The sequence below is a fragment of the Streptomyces chartreusis genome (genome assembly GCF_008704715.1).
Taxonomy (GTDB): Bacteria; Actinomycetota; Actinomycetes; order Streptomycetales; family Streptomycetaceae; genus Streptomyces; species Streptomyces chartreusis.
In genome coordinates, this window is record NZ_CP023689.1 from 2,471,799 (window position 1) to 2,487,342 (window position 15,544).

Below are 15,544 nucleotides of genomic sequence, written 5' to 3' on the forward strand. Positions count from 1 at the left end.
GATGCCAAACTGTTTCCCAGTACTGGGATGAATCGGTTTAGGAGTGCGCGCATGCTTCAGGCGACACCACTCACCGACGGATGGATCCTGCGACACCCCGACGGGGCGGCGGCGTCGCTGCCGGCCGCCGTGCCCGGCTGTGTGCACACCGACCTGCTGGCCGCCGGCGTGATCCCGGACCCCTTTCTCGGGCGGGCCGAGACCGAGGTGGCATGGGTGGGGCGGCGGGACTGGACGTACGAGACCGACCTGGACGCGGCCTCCGCCCATGAGCAGACCGACCTCGTCTTCGACGGGCTCGACACCGTCGCCGAGATCCTGCTCGACGGCCGGGTCCTGGGCCGGGTGCGGAACATGCACCGCTCGTACCGGTTCGACGTCACGGGCCTGAGCGGGCGGCTCTCGGTGCGGTTCGCCTCCGCTTACGCCGAGGCCGAGGCGGTGCGCGGCAGGCTGGGCGAACGGCCCGCCGCCTACGCCGAGCCCTACCAGTACGTCCGCAAGATGGCCTGCTCCTTCGGCTGGGACTGGGGACCGACCCTGGTGACCGCCGGGATCTGGCGGCCGGTGAGGCTGGAGCACTGGTCGACGGCACGGATCGCGCGCGTGCGGCCCGTGGTGGGCGTCGAACAGGGCACCGGACAGGTCGAGTTGACGGTCGACGTGGAGCGGACCCGGGTCGAGGCGCCGCTCACGGTCGAGGCGAGAGTCGGCGGGGTCCGGGCGCGGGCCGAGGTCGAGGGGACGGGCGGGACGGTACGGCTGACCGTGCCGGACGTACGACTGTGGTGGCCGCGCGGCTACGGCGAACAGCCCCTGTACGACGTCGAGTTGCGGCTGCTGCACGGCGACGCCCCGTTGGATGTGTGGCGCCGCCGGATCGGCTTCCGGACCGTCGGGCTCGACCGCTGCGCCGACGAGCACGGCACCGGCTTCACCCTCGTCGTCAACGGCGAGCGGCTCTTCGCGCGGGGCGTCAACTGGATCCCGGACGACGTGTTCCCGTCCCGGGTGACCCGCGAGCGGTACCGCACCCGGCTGCGGCAGGCCGCCGGCGCGGGCGTGGATCTCGTACGGGTCTGGGGCGGCGGGATCTACGAGAGCGAGGACTTCTACGACGCCTGTGACGAGCTGGGCCTGCTGGTGTGGCAGGACTTCCCGTTCGCGTGCGCGGCCTATCCGGAGGAGCAGCCGCTGCGCGGGGAGGTGGAGGCCGAGGCCCGCGAGAACGTCGTACGGCTGATGCCGCACCCCTCGCTGGTGCTGTGGAACGGCAACAACGAGAACCTGTGGGGGTTCCGGGACTGGGGCTGGGAGCCGCGGCTGGCCGGGGACTCCTGGGGCGAGGGGTACTACCTGGGCGTGCTGCCGCGGGTGGTGGCCGAGCTGGATCCGACGCGGCCGTACACCGCCGGCAGCCCCTGGTCCGGGTCGTGGGACCGGCATCCGAACGACCCGGCCCACGGCACGCACCACTCCTGGGAGGTGTGGAACCGTCGGGACCACGCCGACTACCGGCTGAGCGTGCCGCGTTTCGTGGCCGAGTTCGGCTGGCAGGCGCCGCCCGCGTACGCCACGCTGCGGCGGGCGCTGCCGGACGAGGAGCTCGCGCCGGACTCCCCCGGCATGCTGCACCACCAGAAGGCGGACGACGGGAACGGAAAGCTGCGGCGAGGGCTGGAGCGGTACTTCGCCCTGCCCGAGAAGGACTCCGAGCAGGACTTCGACCGCTGGCACTACCTCACCCAGGTCATTCAGGCGCGGGCCGTCGCGGCCGGAATCGAGCACTGGCGGTCCAACTGGCCGGTGTGCGCGGGCACGGTCCTCTGGCAGCTCAACGACTGCTGGCCGGTGACGTCCTGGGCGGCGATCGACGGGGACGGGCGGGAGAAGCCGCTGTACCACGAGCTGCGGCGGCTGTACGCGGACCGGCTGCTCACGCTGGCGGTGCGGGAGCAGGGGCTGGAGCTGGCCGTCGTCAATCAGGCGGGCCTGGCGTGGACCGGGACGGCGCGGCTGCGGCGGATGTCGGTCGAGGGGGCGGTGCTCGGCGAGGCGAGTGCGGGCTTCGGTGCCGAGGGGCGTGCGGTGGCCCGCATCGGCGTACCGAAGGAACTGGAACCCGTCGGACCGAAGGAGTTCCTCGTGGCGGACGCGGACGGTTCACGCGCCGTGCACTTTCCCGCGCCGGATCGCGAAGTACCGTATCCCCGGCCCGAGTTCGAGGTCTCGCTCGTGCCGGGCGGGGTGCTGGTCGCGGCCCGCACCCTGGTGCGGGACCTGCTGCTCCAGGCCGACCGGCTGCACCCGGACGCCCGGGCCGACCGGGGGCTGGTGACGTTGCTTCCTGGCGAGGAGGTGACCATCGGGGTGAGTGGCTGGGAGACTCCTGACGCGGCCGCCGCCCGGTCCGCCCTGTACTGCATGGAGCCCTCCCGATGACGACCTCGCGCGTCACCATCAAGGACGTCGCCGCGCGCGCCGGCGTGTCCAAAGGCGCGGTCTCCCTCGCCTTCAACCACAAGCCCGGACTGTCCGAGGCGACCCGGGACCGGATCTTCCGGGCCGCGCGGGAGCTGGGCTGGGCGCCGAACCTCACGGCCCGGACGCTGGCCGGGTCGCGGGTGGACGTGGTGGGGCTGGCGATCTGCCGGCCGGCCCGGCTGCTCGGGCTCGAACCGTTCTACATGGAGTTCATCTCGGGCGTGGAGAGCGTGCTGACCGAGCACTCCTGTTCGCTGCTGCTGCGTCTGGTGCGGACCGTGGAGGAGGAGGCCGGGCTCCAGGACACGTGGTGGCGCGGGCGGCAGATCGGCGGGTCGATCCTGGTCGACTTCCGGGCGGACGACCCCAGGGTGGCGATGGCCGAGCGGCTCGGGATGCCGGTGGTCGCGGTCGGGCACCCGTCGCTGACCGGCGGGCTGACGTCGGTGTGGACGGACGACGCCACCGCCGTGACGGAGGCCGTGCGGTATCTGGCCGCGCTCGGGCACCGGCGGATCGCGCGGGTGGGCGGGGCGGCCGCCCTCGGCCACACGGCCATCCGCACGGCCGCGTTCGACGAGGCGGCGGGGGCGCTGGCCGGGGCGTGGCAGGTCGCGACGGACTTCTCGGGCGACGCGGGGGCGCGGGCGACCCGGTCCCTGCTCGCCGCGTCACCGCAGGACCGGCCGACGGCGATCGTGTACGACAACGACATCATGGCGGTGGCGGGGCTGGCGGTGGCCGCGGAGATGGGGCTGCGGGTGCCGGAGGACGTGTCGCTGCTGGCCTGGGACGACTCGCAGCTGTGCCGGCTGACGCATCCGACGCTGTCCGCGATGAGTCATGACGTGCACGGGTTCGGGGCGGAGGTGGCGCGGACCCTGTTCGGGGTGATCATGGGGGACGGGGCCGGATCGCATCCGGTGCCCACCCCGGTGCTGACCCCGAGAGGGTCCACGGCGCCGCCTCGGTGAGCACCGTTCAGGTGTGACCTTCGCCGCTCCACCCTCCAGGACTGTGCAGCTACGTTACTCATAAGTAGCATGAGCCTGAGCGCGCGCTCAGCGCTTGCGTGCCGCAGCAGTGCAGATCCCGCACCTCTGGAGGAGAGCCATCGTGCCTCGTACCGTCAGGGACGTCGTCTTCGTCGACGGCGTCCGCACCCCGTTCGGCAAGGCGGGCCCGAAGGGCATCTACCACGAGACCCGCGCCGACGACCTCGTCGTGAAGGCGATCCGGGAGCTGCTGCGCCGCAACCCCGGTCTCGACGCGAAGCAGATCGACGAGGTCGCCATCGCCGCGACCACGCAGATCGGCGACCAGGGCCTGACCATCGGCCGTACGGCCGGCATCCTCGCCGGTCTGCCCCAGTCGGTGCCCGGCTACTCGATCGACCGTATGTGCGCCGGCGCCCTGACCGCCGTCACCTCGGTCGCCGGTTCGGTCGCCTTCGGTGCGTACGACATCGCCATCGCCGGTGGTGTCGAGCACATGGGCCGCCACCCCATGGGCGAGGGCGTGGACCCCAACCCGCGCTTCGTCAGCGAGAAGCTGGTCGACGAGTCCGCCCTGTTCATGGGCATGACGGCGGAGAACCTGCACGACCGCTACCCGCACATCACCAAGCTGCGCGCCGACGAGTACGCCGTGCGCTCGCAGGAGAAGGCCGCAAAGGCGTACGCCAACGGCAAGATCCAGGCCGACCTGGTCCCGATCTCCGTGCGCCGCACCAACCCCGAGGCCGGCGAGACGGGCTGGGGCCTGGTCACCGCCGACGAGCCGATGCGCCCGGGCACCACGCTGGAGAACCTCTCCGGTCTGAAGACCCCGTTCCGCGTCCACGGCCGGGTCACCGCCGGTAACGCCGCCGGTCTGAACGACGGCGCCACCGCCTCCCTCATCGCCTCCGAGGACTTCGCCCGCGAGAACAACCTCCCGGTGAAGATGCGCCTGGTCTCCTACGCCTTCGCGGGCGTCGAGCCGGAGGTCATGGGCTACGGCCCGATCCCGGCCACGGAGAAGGCCCTCGCCAAGGCGGGCCTCGACATCTCCGAGATCGGTCTGTTCGAGGTCAACGAGGCCTTCGCCGTCCAGGTCCTGGCCTTCCTCGACCACTACGGCATCGCGGACGACGACGAGCGCGTCAACCAGTACGGCGGCGCCATCGCCTTCGGCCACCCGCTCGCCTCCTCCGGCGTCCGTCTGATGACGCAGCTGGCCCGCCAGTTCGAGGAGCAGCCGCACGTCCGCTACGGCCTGACCACCATGTGCGTCGGCTTCGGCATGGGCGCGACGGTCATCTGGGAGAACCCGAACTTCGACGGAGGCAGCAAGTGAGCACCACCGCTGAGCTTTTGAAGGGTGCGGCCGAGCTGTTCCCCGACGAGGTCGTGACGTCGGCGCACGTGCGCCACCTCGACCTGCCGTTCGGCGCCGGGCGCTTCGCGCTCATCACGCTGGACAACGGCTTCGACCACACCAAGCCGACCACCTTCGGCCCGGCCTCGCTGGCGAACCTCAACACCGCCATCGACCAGGTCGAGAAGGAGGCCGCGGACGGCGACATCGTCGGCGTCGGCATCACCGGCAAGCCGTTCATCTTCGCCGTCGGCGCCGACCTCAAGGGCGTCGAGCTGCTGAAGGAGCACAAGGACGCGCTGGCCATCGGCAAGGGCGGCCACGAGGTCTTCAAGCGGCTGTCGGGCCTGGCCGTGCCGACCTTCGCGTACTACAACGGTGCCGCGATGGGCGGTGGCGTCGAGGTCGGTCTGCACTGCGAGTACCGGACCGTCAGCAAGGCCCTCCCGGCCTTCTCGCTGCCCGAGGTGTTCCTCGGTCTGGTCCCCGGCTGGGGCGGCTGCACGATCCTGCCGAACCTGATCGGCGCCGACAGGGCCGTCCAGGTGATCATCGAGAACAGCCTCAACCAGAACAAGCAGCTCAAGGGCCAGCAGGTCTTCGACCTGGGCATCGCCGACGCCATCTTCGAGGGCGCCGACTTCCTGGAGCAGTCGCTGATCTGGACCGCGAACGTCCTCAAGGGCGACGTCGAGGTCGAGCGTCCGGTGATCGACCGCGGTGAGGGCTGGGACCAGGCCGTCGCCAAGGGCCGCTTCGTCGCGGACTCGAAGGTGCACGGCGCCGCTCCGGCCGCCTACCGCGCCCTCGACATCATCGCCGCCGCCAAGAACGGCGACCTCCAGCAGGGCTACGACGCCGAGGACAAGGCGCTCGCCGACCTGATCATGGGTGGCGAACTGCGGTCCGGCATCTACGCCTTCAACCTGGTGCAGAAGCGCGGCAAGCGCCCCGCCGGCGCGCCGGACAAGAACCTGGCCCGCCCGGTCACCAAGGTCGGTGTCGTCGGCGCCGGTCTGATGGCCTCCCAGCTCGCGCTGCTCTTCCTGCGCCGCCTGGAGGTCCCGGTCGTCCTCACGGACATCGACCAGGAGCGCGTCGACAAGGGTGTGGGCTACGTCCACGCCGAGATCGACAAGCTGCTCGGCAAGGGCCGTATCAACCAGGACAAGGCCAACCGCCTCAAGGCGCTGGTGACCGGTGTCCTGGACAAGGCCGAGGGCTTCGCGGACGCGGACTTCATCATCGAGGCCGTGTTCGAGGAGATCGGCGTCAAGCAGCAGGTGTTCGCCGAGGTCGAGGCGGTCGCCCCGGCGCACGCCGTCTTCGCCACCAACACCTCGTCCCTCTCGGTCTCCGAGATGGCGTCGAAGCTGAAGAACCCCGAGCGGGTCGTCGGCTTCCACTTCTTCAACCCGGTCGCGATCCTGCCGCTGCTGGAGATCGTCCGCGGCGAGCAGACCGACGACGCCTCGCTGGCCACGGCCTTCGCCGTCGCCAAGAAGCTGAAGAAGACCGGGGTCCTCACCAAGGACGCCCCGGCGTTCGTCGTGAACCGCATCCTCACCCGCTTCATGGGCGAGATCCAGAACGTCATCGACGAGGGCACCCCGGTCGAGGTCGCGGAGAAGGCGGTGGAGCCCCTGGGCCTGCCGATGTCTCCTCTCGTCCTCCTGGAGCTGGTCGGTCCCGCGATCGGTCTGCACGTCTCGGAGACCCTCAACCGGGCCTTCCCGGACCGCTTCACGGTCTCCCCGAACCTCGCGGCCGTCGTCAAGGCGGGCAAGCGCGGCTTCTACGTCTACGACTCCGGCAAGCCGGAGCTGGACCCCGAGGTCGCCGCGCTGCTGAAGCAGGGCGACTCCGTCCTGACCGAGGAGCAGGTCCGCGACCGGGTCCTCGACGCCGTCGCCCAGGAGATCGGGCTCATGCTCGACGAGGGTGTCGTCGCCGAGGCCCAGGACATCGACCTCTGCCTGATCACGGGCGCCGGCTGGCCCTTCCACCTGGGCGGCATCACGCCGTACCTGGACCGCGAGGGTGTCTCCGAGCGCGTGAACGGCAAGAAGTTCCTGGCGCCGGGCGTGGCGTCGGTTCCGGCGTAACACGACTCCTACGCGAGTGAGGCCCCTGCTCCGGCAGGGGCCCTTTCGTGTCCGGGACTCTTCGTGCCGCGCGGCGGGCGGTCAGACCTCCCGCCACGCCTCCAGGGCCAGCCCCGGCTCGTCCTTGCGGCGGGTGATGAGGAGTTGGTCGGTCGACGGTGACAGCGTTGCCGCCACGACCCGGCCGTCCTCGTCCACCGCCATCGCCACCACCGCGTCCGCCGGGAGCTGCGGGCCCGACTCGGTCCACCACGCGCCCGCCGACTCCTGCTCCGTCGGGTACGCGGCGAAGGCGACGCAGCCGCTCGTCGAGCGCTGGGCGAGCAACGTGCAGTCGTGGCCGTCGAGTTCGCAGCGGATCGCGGTCACCGGGCCGGGGCCCGCGGACGTCAGGAGGGTCACCGGCTTGGTGCCGGGGCGCCAGACGCACAGGTCGCCGGAGTCGTCGGCGTAGAAGAGGGTCGTGTGCTCCGCGGAGGTCGCCAGGGCGTGCAGGGTGCCCGCCCGCACCGGTGTCTCCATCGCCTCCTCCAGGACCGGGACGCTGCCCGGCTTCTCCTGCCGCCAGTGCAGCAGGGCGCCGGGGACGGCCGCGTACAGCTCGACCCGTCCCGACTCCCCCGTCACCGCGGCCAGCCGGTCGTCGACCTCGGCGCCCTTCAGGTCACGCCACGGGCCCCAGCCGCCGACCTCCTTCTGGCCGCGCATGCTGACGCCGCCCTCCCGGTTGCGCACGAAGACATGCGCCCGCCCCTGCGCGTCCACCGTGACGGCGGGCGTGCCGGTGCGGTCGCCCGCCTTGTCCGGGTGGCCGATGGACGTCCAGTCCAGCGGGGCCAGACGGGGCCGGAAGTGCGTGGAGTGCACCAGGCCCGCCTCGCCCTCCTTGGTGGGCCGCCAGGCGGCCAGATGGGCGTAGGCGTCGGCGCCCTGGCCGACCGCGGGGCCGGGGCGCAGCTTCTGGTCGCCGCCGACCTTGCGCGGGGGTTCCCAGGGGCCGCCGGGACCGAGTTCCGCCCGGCACAGGACGGCGTCCTCGGTCGGCAGATAGACGCTGAGGCGGCCGTCACGGCCGCGGATGAGCCAGTCGCCGTTCACCGGGTCACCATATGCGGGGCGGCCCGGCGCCGGTGTCCCGGCCCCGGGTTCTCGGCTCGCGAGGCCGTGACCGCGACGGCACCGGACACGGGCCGGCCCCCGCTCCGTGGTGGCACGGAACGGGGGCCGGGTGACGCTGCCCTGAAGGGGCGGCCGGTTCAGACGGTGTCCGGCGGGAATCCGTGGTGGGCTCCCCCACGGACCAGGACCCGCCAGGCCTCCATCGGCCCCGAACAGACCGGGAACGCCTCGAGCCTGAACGCGGGCTCCCAGGTCACGGTCAGTTCACCCGCGGCACCGACGCTCACAGCGTCGACGGTGGGCCTCAACTCGCCGAGAATCGCGTTGAGCTTGGTGGACCGGGCGTCGTAGACGGTACGGAACTCGTCGAACGCCCGCTCTCCCGCGCCCTTCTGCGGGTACCGCATGTCCGCGGACCCCACGAGGATCGTCCCGTCCTGGACGATGCGGAACGGGCACTGAAGATGGGCCATGACCGTCTCGCCTGCGGGTCCGTCGAACTCGACGACTCCCATGTCCACGGCCCTGCCGACGGAGCGTGCGACCGCGCCCGTCAGGATCGCAGTGATCTCGCCGACGTGGATCTCAGCAGCCACCGAACAGCCCCCTGCCTTCCTCGACGATGCGATGGTAGCCGTAGCCCTGGCCGGTGACGCGGTCGTGCAGCATGCGCCGCTCGGCGGGGGTGACGCTCCGTCCGAGTTCGCCCTCGATCTTCTTCAGCGCGTCCCTGAACTCCTTGTTCTCGGCCTGGTTGCCGCGCGGGGAGTGCTTGCCGTCGTCGTCGAGGTCGCCGCCGTCCCAGGTCTCCTTGAGCTCCGACAGACCCTTCTCCCAGTCGAACCCGCCGTCGTCGTTGTGCACGAGGAGCGGGGTCGTACCGGCGACGACGTAGTACGTGTGGATGTCGTCGATGGTGAGGTCGTGCGTGCGCTGGAGCTTGTGGTACTCGCGGGTCTTCTCGACCCGGACCGTGCCGCCTTCGGCCGTGCGCAGCGTCATGCCGGGTGCGAGGTGGCCGGCGTCGATCCAGGTGCCCTCGGAGGGCGACCAGAACGGGTGCGTCGTCGTGGACGTCAGCGACTGCGCGCCCCGAGTGCCCTGGTGAGAGACCGTCAGGTCGACGAAGTGCTTGTCGTCCTTGGTGATGATGGTGGCGACGACGGTCCGCGTCGTGGTCCGGCCGGTGTGCGGGTCGGTGACCACGATCTCGTCGCCGAGCCGGACGTCCTCGATCCGCTTGGTGGACCCGTCGGACATCAGCACGCGCGTGCCGGGCGTGAAGCTGTGCCTGCCGCCGCCGACGAGGCACTGGATGGGGATGGAGTCCGTCTTCTTCAGAGCCGCCTTGAAGCCCTTGAAGACGACCTTGGCGCCCTTGCCGAGCAGGCCGGTGCCGACCGCGATGCCCGCGTCGATCGCCGCGGCCTTGCAGGCGCTGCCGGAGCCCGTGGCGCAGCCGACGTAGTCGTCTATGCCCAGGACCTCCAGGATGCCCGGCCCGTTCTGGTCACCGAACCAGCCGAGTTCGCCCACCGCGGAGCAGAACTCCGAGCCCGCGACGGTCAGTCCGGTGCACCGGGCGCGCGCCCAGTTCATGAGGTTGTGCTGGTAGTCCAGGCGCTCGTGGTAGTACGGGAAGTGCTCGGCGAGTTCCGCCTGGGTCGGGACGTAGACGCCCTGGATGGTGATCGAGTCACCCTTGGGCTGGATGACGATCGGCTTCTTGCCGTAGGTGCCGTTCCGCTTGGCCTCCCGCGCCATCTGGCGGGCGGTCTCGTTGCAGGACGTGCTGTGCGTAGGACAGTTGTTGGAGTCGCTGTTGATGACGCCGTCGGTGTCACCCGGGACGCCGGCGCAGATGCCGTCCGCGCCGCCGCCGGGAGCGCCGTGGATGCAGCGCAGGCCGTCGGGGTCGCTGAAGGTGAGCGGGCTGTTGTTGCCGTAGGCGTAGCCGTTGAGCGCCTGCGGGTCGCCCGGGGTGATCAGCGGGTCGACCGAGAGGAACCGGCCGGTCGCCGGGTCGTACTCGCGGGCGCCCAGGTGCTGCAGCCCGGTGGAGTCGCTGTCGTCGACGCCGCCGACGAAGCCCTGCACACCGGGCCAGTTGCTCGGCTCGGTGCCGCGGGCTCCGCCGAAGGGCAGGGTGCGGCGCTGGGTCAGCTGCTGGTTCGCCGCCTCGACCGCGAGCTGTCCCGACCCCTGGTGGTCGGCGACGGTGAACGAGACCGAACCGTCGTTGTCGATCACGGCCTGGTGCCCGCTGCCGAGGTCCAGGGTGCGGGTGGCCACTGCGGTCGTGCCGCCCTTGGCCACGGTGATCCGGGTGGCGCCGAGGTGGAGCGTGTTCTCCTTCGAGGTGCGGGCGATGAGCCGGTTGCCGGCCGCGTCGTAGACGTACTCGGTGATGTCGTCGGCCTTGCCCTCGACCGGCTTGGTGACCTTGACCAGGTGACCCTCGGCGTCCCAGTCGAGGTCCTGGGTGGTGCCGGCGAGGGTGCGGGTGTCGGTGTTGCCGACCACGTCGTAGCCGTAGGAGTCCTGCGCGGTGCCGCCGGGCCCGGTCTGGGTCACCGTGTGCACGGCGTGCGGACGCGGCTTGCCCGGGTCCGGGTAGTCGTAGGTGCGTACGGTGTTCTTCGCCACGTCACCTGTGACGTCGTGCAGGGTCTCGGTCTCCCGGTTGCCCACCTTGTCGTAGGTGTAGGAGTGCCAGTACGGCGCGGGGCCGCCGACCGTCTGCCCGCTCGGGGCGGCGGCGCAGGTGGTCGTCGACTGGGACCAGGCCGTCGTCATCCGGCGCAGGTGGTCGTAGTCGAAGCACTGCGTGTCCGTGCCGGAGCGGGAGACGTCCGAGACGGACAGGACGTTGCCCATCTGGTCGTAGCCGTAGGTGTTGTTCCGGTCGACGCCCGGCACGTCCTGACGGTCCACGCGGGACGTGGCCAGCCGCTGGGTGCCCCACTCGTAGGTGTTGGTGACCCAGGTCTTCTTGCCGCCGTTGTTCGACAGTTCGAACTGGAGCGGCTTTCCGGTGAGGCTGTAGCTGGTGGTGACGTCGATTCCCTGGCTGCCGCTCAGCGCGATCGGCCGCTGGGTCTCGTCCTCGTAGGTGAACGCCACCGTGGTCGCGGGCAGGGCGCCCGCGGCCGGGGAACCGGTCGTGCGTACCGAGCCGTCCACGTTGTACGCGGTGGCCGACAGATACGTGCCGGCGAGCGCTCCTTCACTCGCGGGGATCGTCACGGTCGAGCGCAGCGGGCGGTAGAGCCGGTCGTAGGCGACGACCTTGTTGGTGTACGCGTCGGATCCGACGTATCGGGTGGACTCGGCCAGGTGGCCCTTCGCGCCGCTGATGGTGTCGTAGACCCACTTGGCGCGCAGCTTGCCGGTGGCGCTGTTCTCCCGCAGCTCGGTCTGCCGGCCGAGGCCGTCGCGCACGTAGTAGAGGTCGGTGGACCGGTCGTCGGAGACGGACAGGACCTGTCCGCGGTCGTCGTACTCGGTGGAACTGGGTCCCTTGTCCGGGTCGACGGCCGTCCTGAGGTTGCCGAGCAGGTCGTAGGTGTAGCTCCAGACGTTGCCGGCCGGGTCGGTCAGCTTCTCCAGCTCGCCGCGCGGGGTGTACGTGTACCGGGTCGTGTCGAACGCGGCCTGGGCGGAGCGTGTGTGGTGCTGGCGCAGCTCCGTGGTCCGGCCGCGGGCGTCGGTGACCGTGGTGACGGCTGTGCCTCCCTCCGGGGGGATGACCGTGGTGCGGTCGCCGCCGTAGAGGGTGCGGGTGGTGCCGAGCGACGGGCCGCCGTCGCCGTTGCCCGCGATCTGCTCGCTCGCCGTGGGGCGGCCCATGCCGTCGAACGTGGTCCGCGTCTGGGTCTCGACCGCGAGCGCGTCCGTCGGCTTGAACAGGGTGCGGGAGGGTGCGCCCGTGGCGTAGTAGGTCTCGAACGTCTTGGCCGTCAGCCCGCGTTCGTCGTAGAAGACGTCGGACAGCAGGCGCCCGCCGTCGGGGCCCGGCTTCTGTGTCTGGCGCTGGCGCAGGAAGCCGTCGTACAGGCTGTACGCCGTCACCTGGCTGCCGTTGGTGCCGAGCGCCTTGGTGGCGACTGCGACCGGCCGGCCGTCGGTGAGGAGGTAGTCGAACTCGTAGCTGGGCGTCAGTGTGGTCTGGCGGTCGGCGAGCCATACCTTGGTGGAGCGGCCGAGCGCGTCGTAGGCGAAGGTGGTCACCTTGCCTTTGGTGTCGGTCTGCGTCAGCGGCAGCCCGCGCGAGCCGTGCGTCGTGGTGTTGGCGAGGGCCGTGGTGGCGTCCCCGGGCTTCGCCGGAGGTGTCGTCGTCACCGTCCTGGTGACGAACCCGGTGGTCGGTGTCCGGTCCGTGGTGGTGGTCCGGCCGTCCGTGCGGGCGGTGCGTACGGGTGCGGCCGTGCCGGTGGCCGTGACGTTGGCGGTGAGGTCGGTGCTGGTGAGGACTCGGCCGTAGGAGTCGAAGGTGGCGCCGGACTCCAGGTAGGTGGCCGTGGTGCCGTCGTGCTTCTTCAGCAGGGCCGTCGCGGTGGCGTCGCCCTTGGTCGGGGCCGTGCCGTAGGCGCCGCCGTCGTAGGCCGAGCGGACGTCGGAGATGACGTCCTTGGCGCGGTCGACGGGGTCGTCGCAGGCTTTGGCGACGGTCTCGACCCGCGCGGGCAGGTTGAGGATGTTGTCGGTGCTGTTGGTGGCGTACGTGGTGCGGGTGCAGCGGTTGTCCGTCGCGGTGGAGCCGTCGCCGAAGTCGTCGATCTGGGTGACCCGGCCGGCCACGGTGTCGTACGAGGTGGCGGTGGAGGTGGTCCGCCAGGACGTACCCGCCCCGTCGTCCAGGGACGTCCAGGTCTTGGTGTGGCCGATGCCGGTGAAGTTGGCGGTGACGGTGCCCCAGTCGCGCGTCTTCTTCGCGGTCTGGTGGTACCAAGGGCGGTTCACGGTCTTGGTGAGGACCCGGCCGTCGTTGCCGGAGTAGCCGACGGTCTTGTAGGCGGTGCCGGCAAGAGCCTCGTGGTCGGTGATGGGGTCGCCCTCGCCGTCGCCGAGGGTGATGCCGACGTTCTTCGTGCCGCCGGTCGGGGATTCGCGGTCGCCGTCCATGCCGCGCAGGAAGTAGGTGTCGGCCTGCGACTTCATCGCCGCGTCGCCGCCCTGCCCGCCGGTCTTGACGCGCACGTGCCCGTAACCGCGCCACTGGGACCAGGTCTTGGACTTCTCCTTGGTCAGACCGTCGTCATCGTCGTAGTGCCAGGCCGCTCCGCCCAGGTACTCGTACCGGGTGACCTGGTCGGGTGCCCCTCCGGTGCGGTCGGTGCCGGTGACCGAGGTGACGACGTACTTGTTGAACCAGTGCCGGTCGGGGTCATCCGTGGCGCTGCCGCCGATGTACTGCGGGAAACAGCGCGTGGTGTTGGTCTGCGGTGTGGGCAGTGCGGCCCAGTCGCAGGCCGGGGCCGAGTAGTTGACGTCGATCTGGCCGCCGTACTCGTCGGCGACCGTCGCGAGGCGGTCCTTGATGAACGGGGCGAAGCCGTCACCGGTCCTGTCGAGCCGGTTCGCCAGCTGGACGTAGCTGAAGGTGGTCTTCGGCAGCGTGATCGCCGGTGTGGCGGTGTGACCGGTGTGCTGGATCGAGTCGAGCAGCAACTGGTAGTCGATGTCCGCCATGCCCCAGCGGTGGGTCAGCTTCCAGGAGTCGACCTTCTGGTAGGCGCCGGCCGCGTCGATGACCTGCGTGGTCACCTCGCTGAGGCGCTTGCGGGTCCAGAACGTGGGCGAGAGACGGCCGTTGTCGCAGTCCTTGCCCTCGTCGCAGTTGAGGTCCCAGGGCGTGTCGTACCAGTACGCGGAGTCGCCGGTGATGGACGAGCAGGTGGTCCGGGAGTCGGGCAGGCAGCGTTCCGCGTTGGTGAAGGTGACCTTCGCGAGGGCCGGGGTGCCGTACATCGAGGACGACTTGAGGCCGTACTGGATCTCGTCGAGGTAGCCGCCGCGGGTGTAGCGGGTGTCGTCGGCGGCCTTCAGGTTGCGGCCGTAGGAGTTCTTCTCCTGGGTGTAGTGGTAGGCGATCGCGTTGCCGCGCGGGTCGACGACGTAGTCGAGGTTCCAGCGCCAGGCCTGCTGGCACCAGGAGTCGGCGAAGGCGGACGCGTGGCAGGGCTCGTTGGCGTCGTCGCCGAAGACGGGGGTCGTCCAGGCGGAGTTGGTGGACTTCTTGCCGTCGGCCCAGCCGGGCAGCCGGTGGTAGCCGAAGTAGTAGCGCACACCGTCGGGATCGGTCAGCCGCCAGTACTCGCCGTTGTCGTCGCCGTTGCCCCGGTCGGTGGACGTCAGCCGCGCGATACGGGTGCCGTCGTCCTGGCGCAGCTTGAACTCCCCGGCGGTGCCGGTGGGGACGAGTTCGCCGCCCTTGCCGTTGAAGCTGATGAAGGCGTTGTCGTAGCCCCAGCACAGATCGCCGGGCTTCAAGCCGTCGCTGTTCTCGACCCCGTCCTCGGCACACGGCTTGTAGCGGCGCTCTATGTAGCCCGGCCACATGTCGAAGCCGCTGCCGATCCAGGAGGACTGGTTGTTGGTCTCGGTGGTGCGGCCGTCGACCGAGCCCGAGGAGTAGCCGAGTCCGATGCTCGGCTTCAGTCCGCCCGGCACGTCGGGGACGCCCATGTCGTACGACCAGGCGAAGTCACCGGTGTTGAGGTTGGTCTGCCAGGTCGAGGAAGGGGCGAGGGTGGTCGCCTTGTAGTCACCGGTGGCCGCGCTGTCGTCCGCCACCGCCGCGAGCACGGTCGGCCGCGCGGCCGTCAGTCGCACCGAGGCGGCGGTGAGCGCGCCGCCCTCCGTGTCGTTCACCGCCTCGACCGGCTTCTGGATACGGCACTTGGCCTGCTCCGGGATCTTCAGGACACAGGCGGGCAGCTCGACCAGGGTGAGCCGGGCGCCGTAACCGCCGCCGTACGCCTGGGTGAGAGCGCGGTAGTCGACGCGCACCCGAGCCGCGCCGTCGGAGAAGCCCGTGCGCTCGGGGGCGAGTGTCACGAGCAGTCCGTCGACGGCGGCCTTCTCGGCCTGTCCTCGCCCGGCCAGTGCGACCCGCACGGCACCGGCGGCACCGCGAGCCTTGGCCGCGCCGACGGAGACCGGCAGCTTCCCGGCCTGCACCGGAGTGGGAGCCACGCTCTTCGCGCCCGCCGGCGCCCCGTCGAGGGTCACCCGGCCCGAACCCGCCTTCGGCCATTGGGCCTTCGGGGCGGTGCGCGGGGTGCGCGGCCCGCGCTCCACCGTGCGCGGCTTGACCTTGGCCGCGGCACCGGCCACCGGCCGCTCCGTCTCGGGCAACACCGGCCGCCCGCGCCCGTCGTCCGCCACGGCACCCGCGCCCGCGGGTGCCGTGACCCCCTGGAGCACGGTCGCGATCATGACGATCCCGGAAGCCAGCGCGGTCTTCCGTCTCCAGC

General features: G+C 71.0%; 7 protein-coding genes. 4 read left to right on the forward strand and 3 right to left on the reverse strand.

Features of this window, described 5'->3' with window-relative positions; genetic code table 11:
- Nucleotides 1-51 precede the first annotated feature (51 nt).
- The 4 genes from CP983_RS10385 to CP983_RS10400 all read left to right on the forward strand — a co-directional run bounded on the left by CP983_RS10385 (nt 52) and on the right by CP983_RS10400 (nt 6,947).
- Nucleotides 52-2,442: a glycoside hydrolase family 2 protein gene (locus CP983_RS10385; protein ID WP_150499401.1), complete on the forward strand. Its 2,391-nt coding sequence runs from the start codon at nt 52-54 to the stop codon at nt 2,440-2,442.
- Nucleotides 2,439-3,458, forward strand: a complete 1,020-nt coding sequence (locus CP983_RS10390; protein ID WP_150499402.1) for a LacI family DNA-binding transcriptional regulator — start codon at nt 2,439-2,441, stop codon at nt 3,456-3,458. Before CP983_RS10385 ends, CP983_RS10390 begins: the two co-directional genes overlap by 4 nt.
- 142 nt (nt 3,459-3,600) lie before the next feature.
- Entirely contained in the window at nt 3,601-4,821 is a 1,221-nt protein-coding gene (locus tag CP983_RS10395) for a thiolase family protein (protein WP_030952690.1), read from the forward strand.
- A complete protein-coding gene (locus CP983_RS10400; RefSeq protein WP_150499403.1) occupies nt 4,818-6,947 on the forward strand; it encodes a 3-hydroxyacyl-CoA dehydrogenase NAD-binding domain-containing protein in 2,130 nt (709 codons plus the stop codon). Before CP983_RS10395 ends, CP983_RS10400 begins: the two co-directional genes overlap by 4 nt.
- Nucleotides 6,948-7,028: 81 nt before the next feature.
- Here the strand turns inward: CP983_RS10400 and CP983_RS10405 are convergent, their stop codons facing one another.
- From CP983_RS10405 to CP983_RS10415, 3 genes are all read right to left on the reverse strand, one after another.
- The gene (locus tag CP983_RS10405; RefSeq protein ID WP_150499404.1) at nt 7,029-8,045 is read right to left on the reverse strand and encodes a PLL family lectin; all 1,017 of its coding nucleotides are present in this window, start codon (nt 8,043-8,045) and stop codon (nt 7,029-7,031) included.
- A gap of 158 nt (nt 8,046-8,203) precedes the next feature.
- Nucleotides 8,204-8,662, reverse strand: a complete 459-nt coding sequence (locus tag CP983_RS10410; protein ID WP_107907638.1) for a hypothetical protein — start codon at nt 8,660-8,662, stop codon at nt 8,204-8,206.
- Nucleotides 8,652-15,506 carry a polymorphic toxin-type HINT domain-containing protein gene (locus CP983_RS10415; protein ID WP_150499405.1) on the reverse strand — a complete coding sequence of 2,285 codons (6,855 nt, stop codon included), beginning with the start codon at nt 15,504-15,506 and terminating at the stop codon, nt 8,652-8,654. Before CP983_RS10415 ends, CP983_RS10410 begins: the two co-directional genes overlap by 11 nt.
- Between the last annotated feature and the right edge of the window lie 38 nt (nt 15,507-15,544).

Excerpts from the sequence above, each read along its gene's own strand:
- CP983_RS10415 (WP_150499405.1), bottom strand. The coding sequence starts at position 15,506 with ATGATCGCGACCGTGCTCCAGGGGGTCACGGCACCCGCGGGCGCGGGT.
- CP983_RS10390 (WP_150499402.1), top strand. The coding sequence starts at position 2,439 with ATGACGACCTCGCGCGTCACCATCAAGGACGTCGCCGCGCGCGCCGGC.
- CP983_RS10385 (WP_150499401.1), top strand. The coding sequence starts at position 52 with ATGCTTCAGGCGACACCACTCACCGACGGATGGATCCTGCGACACCCC.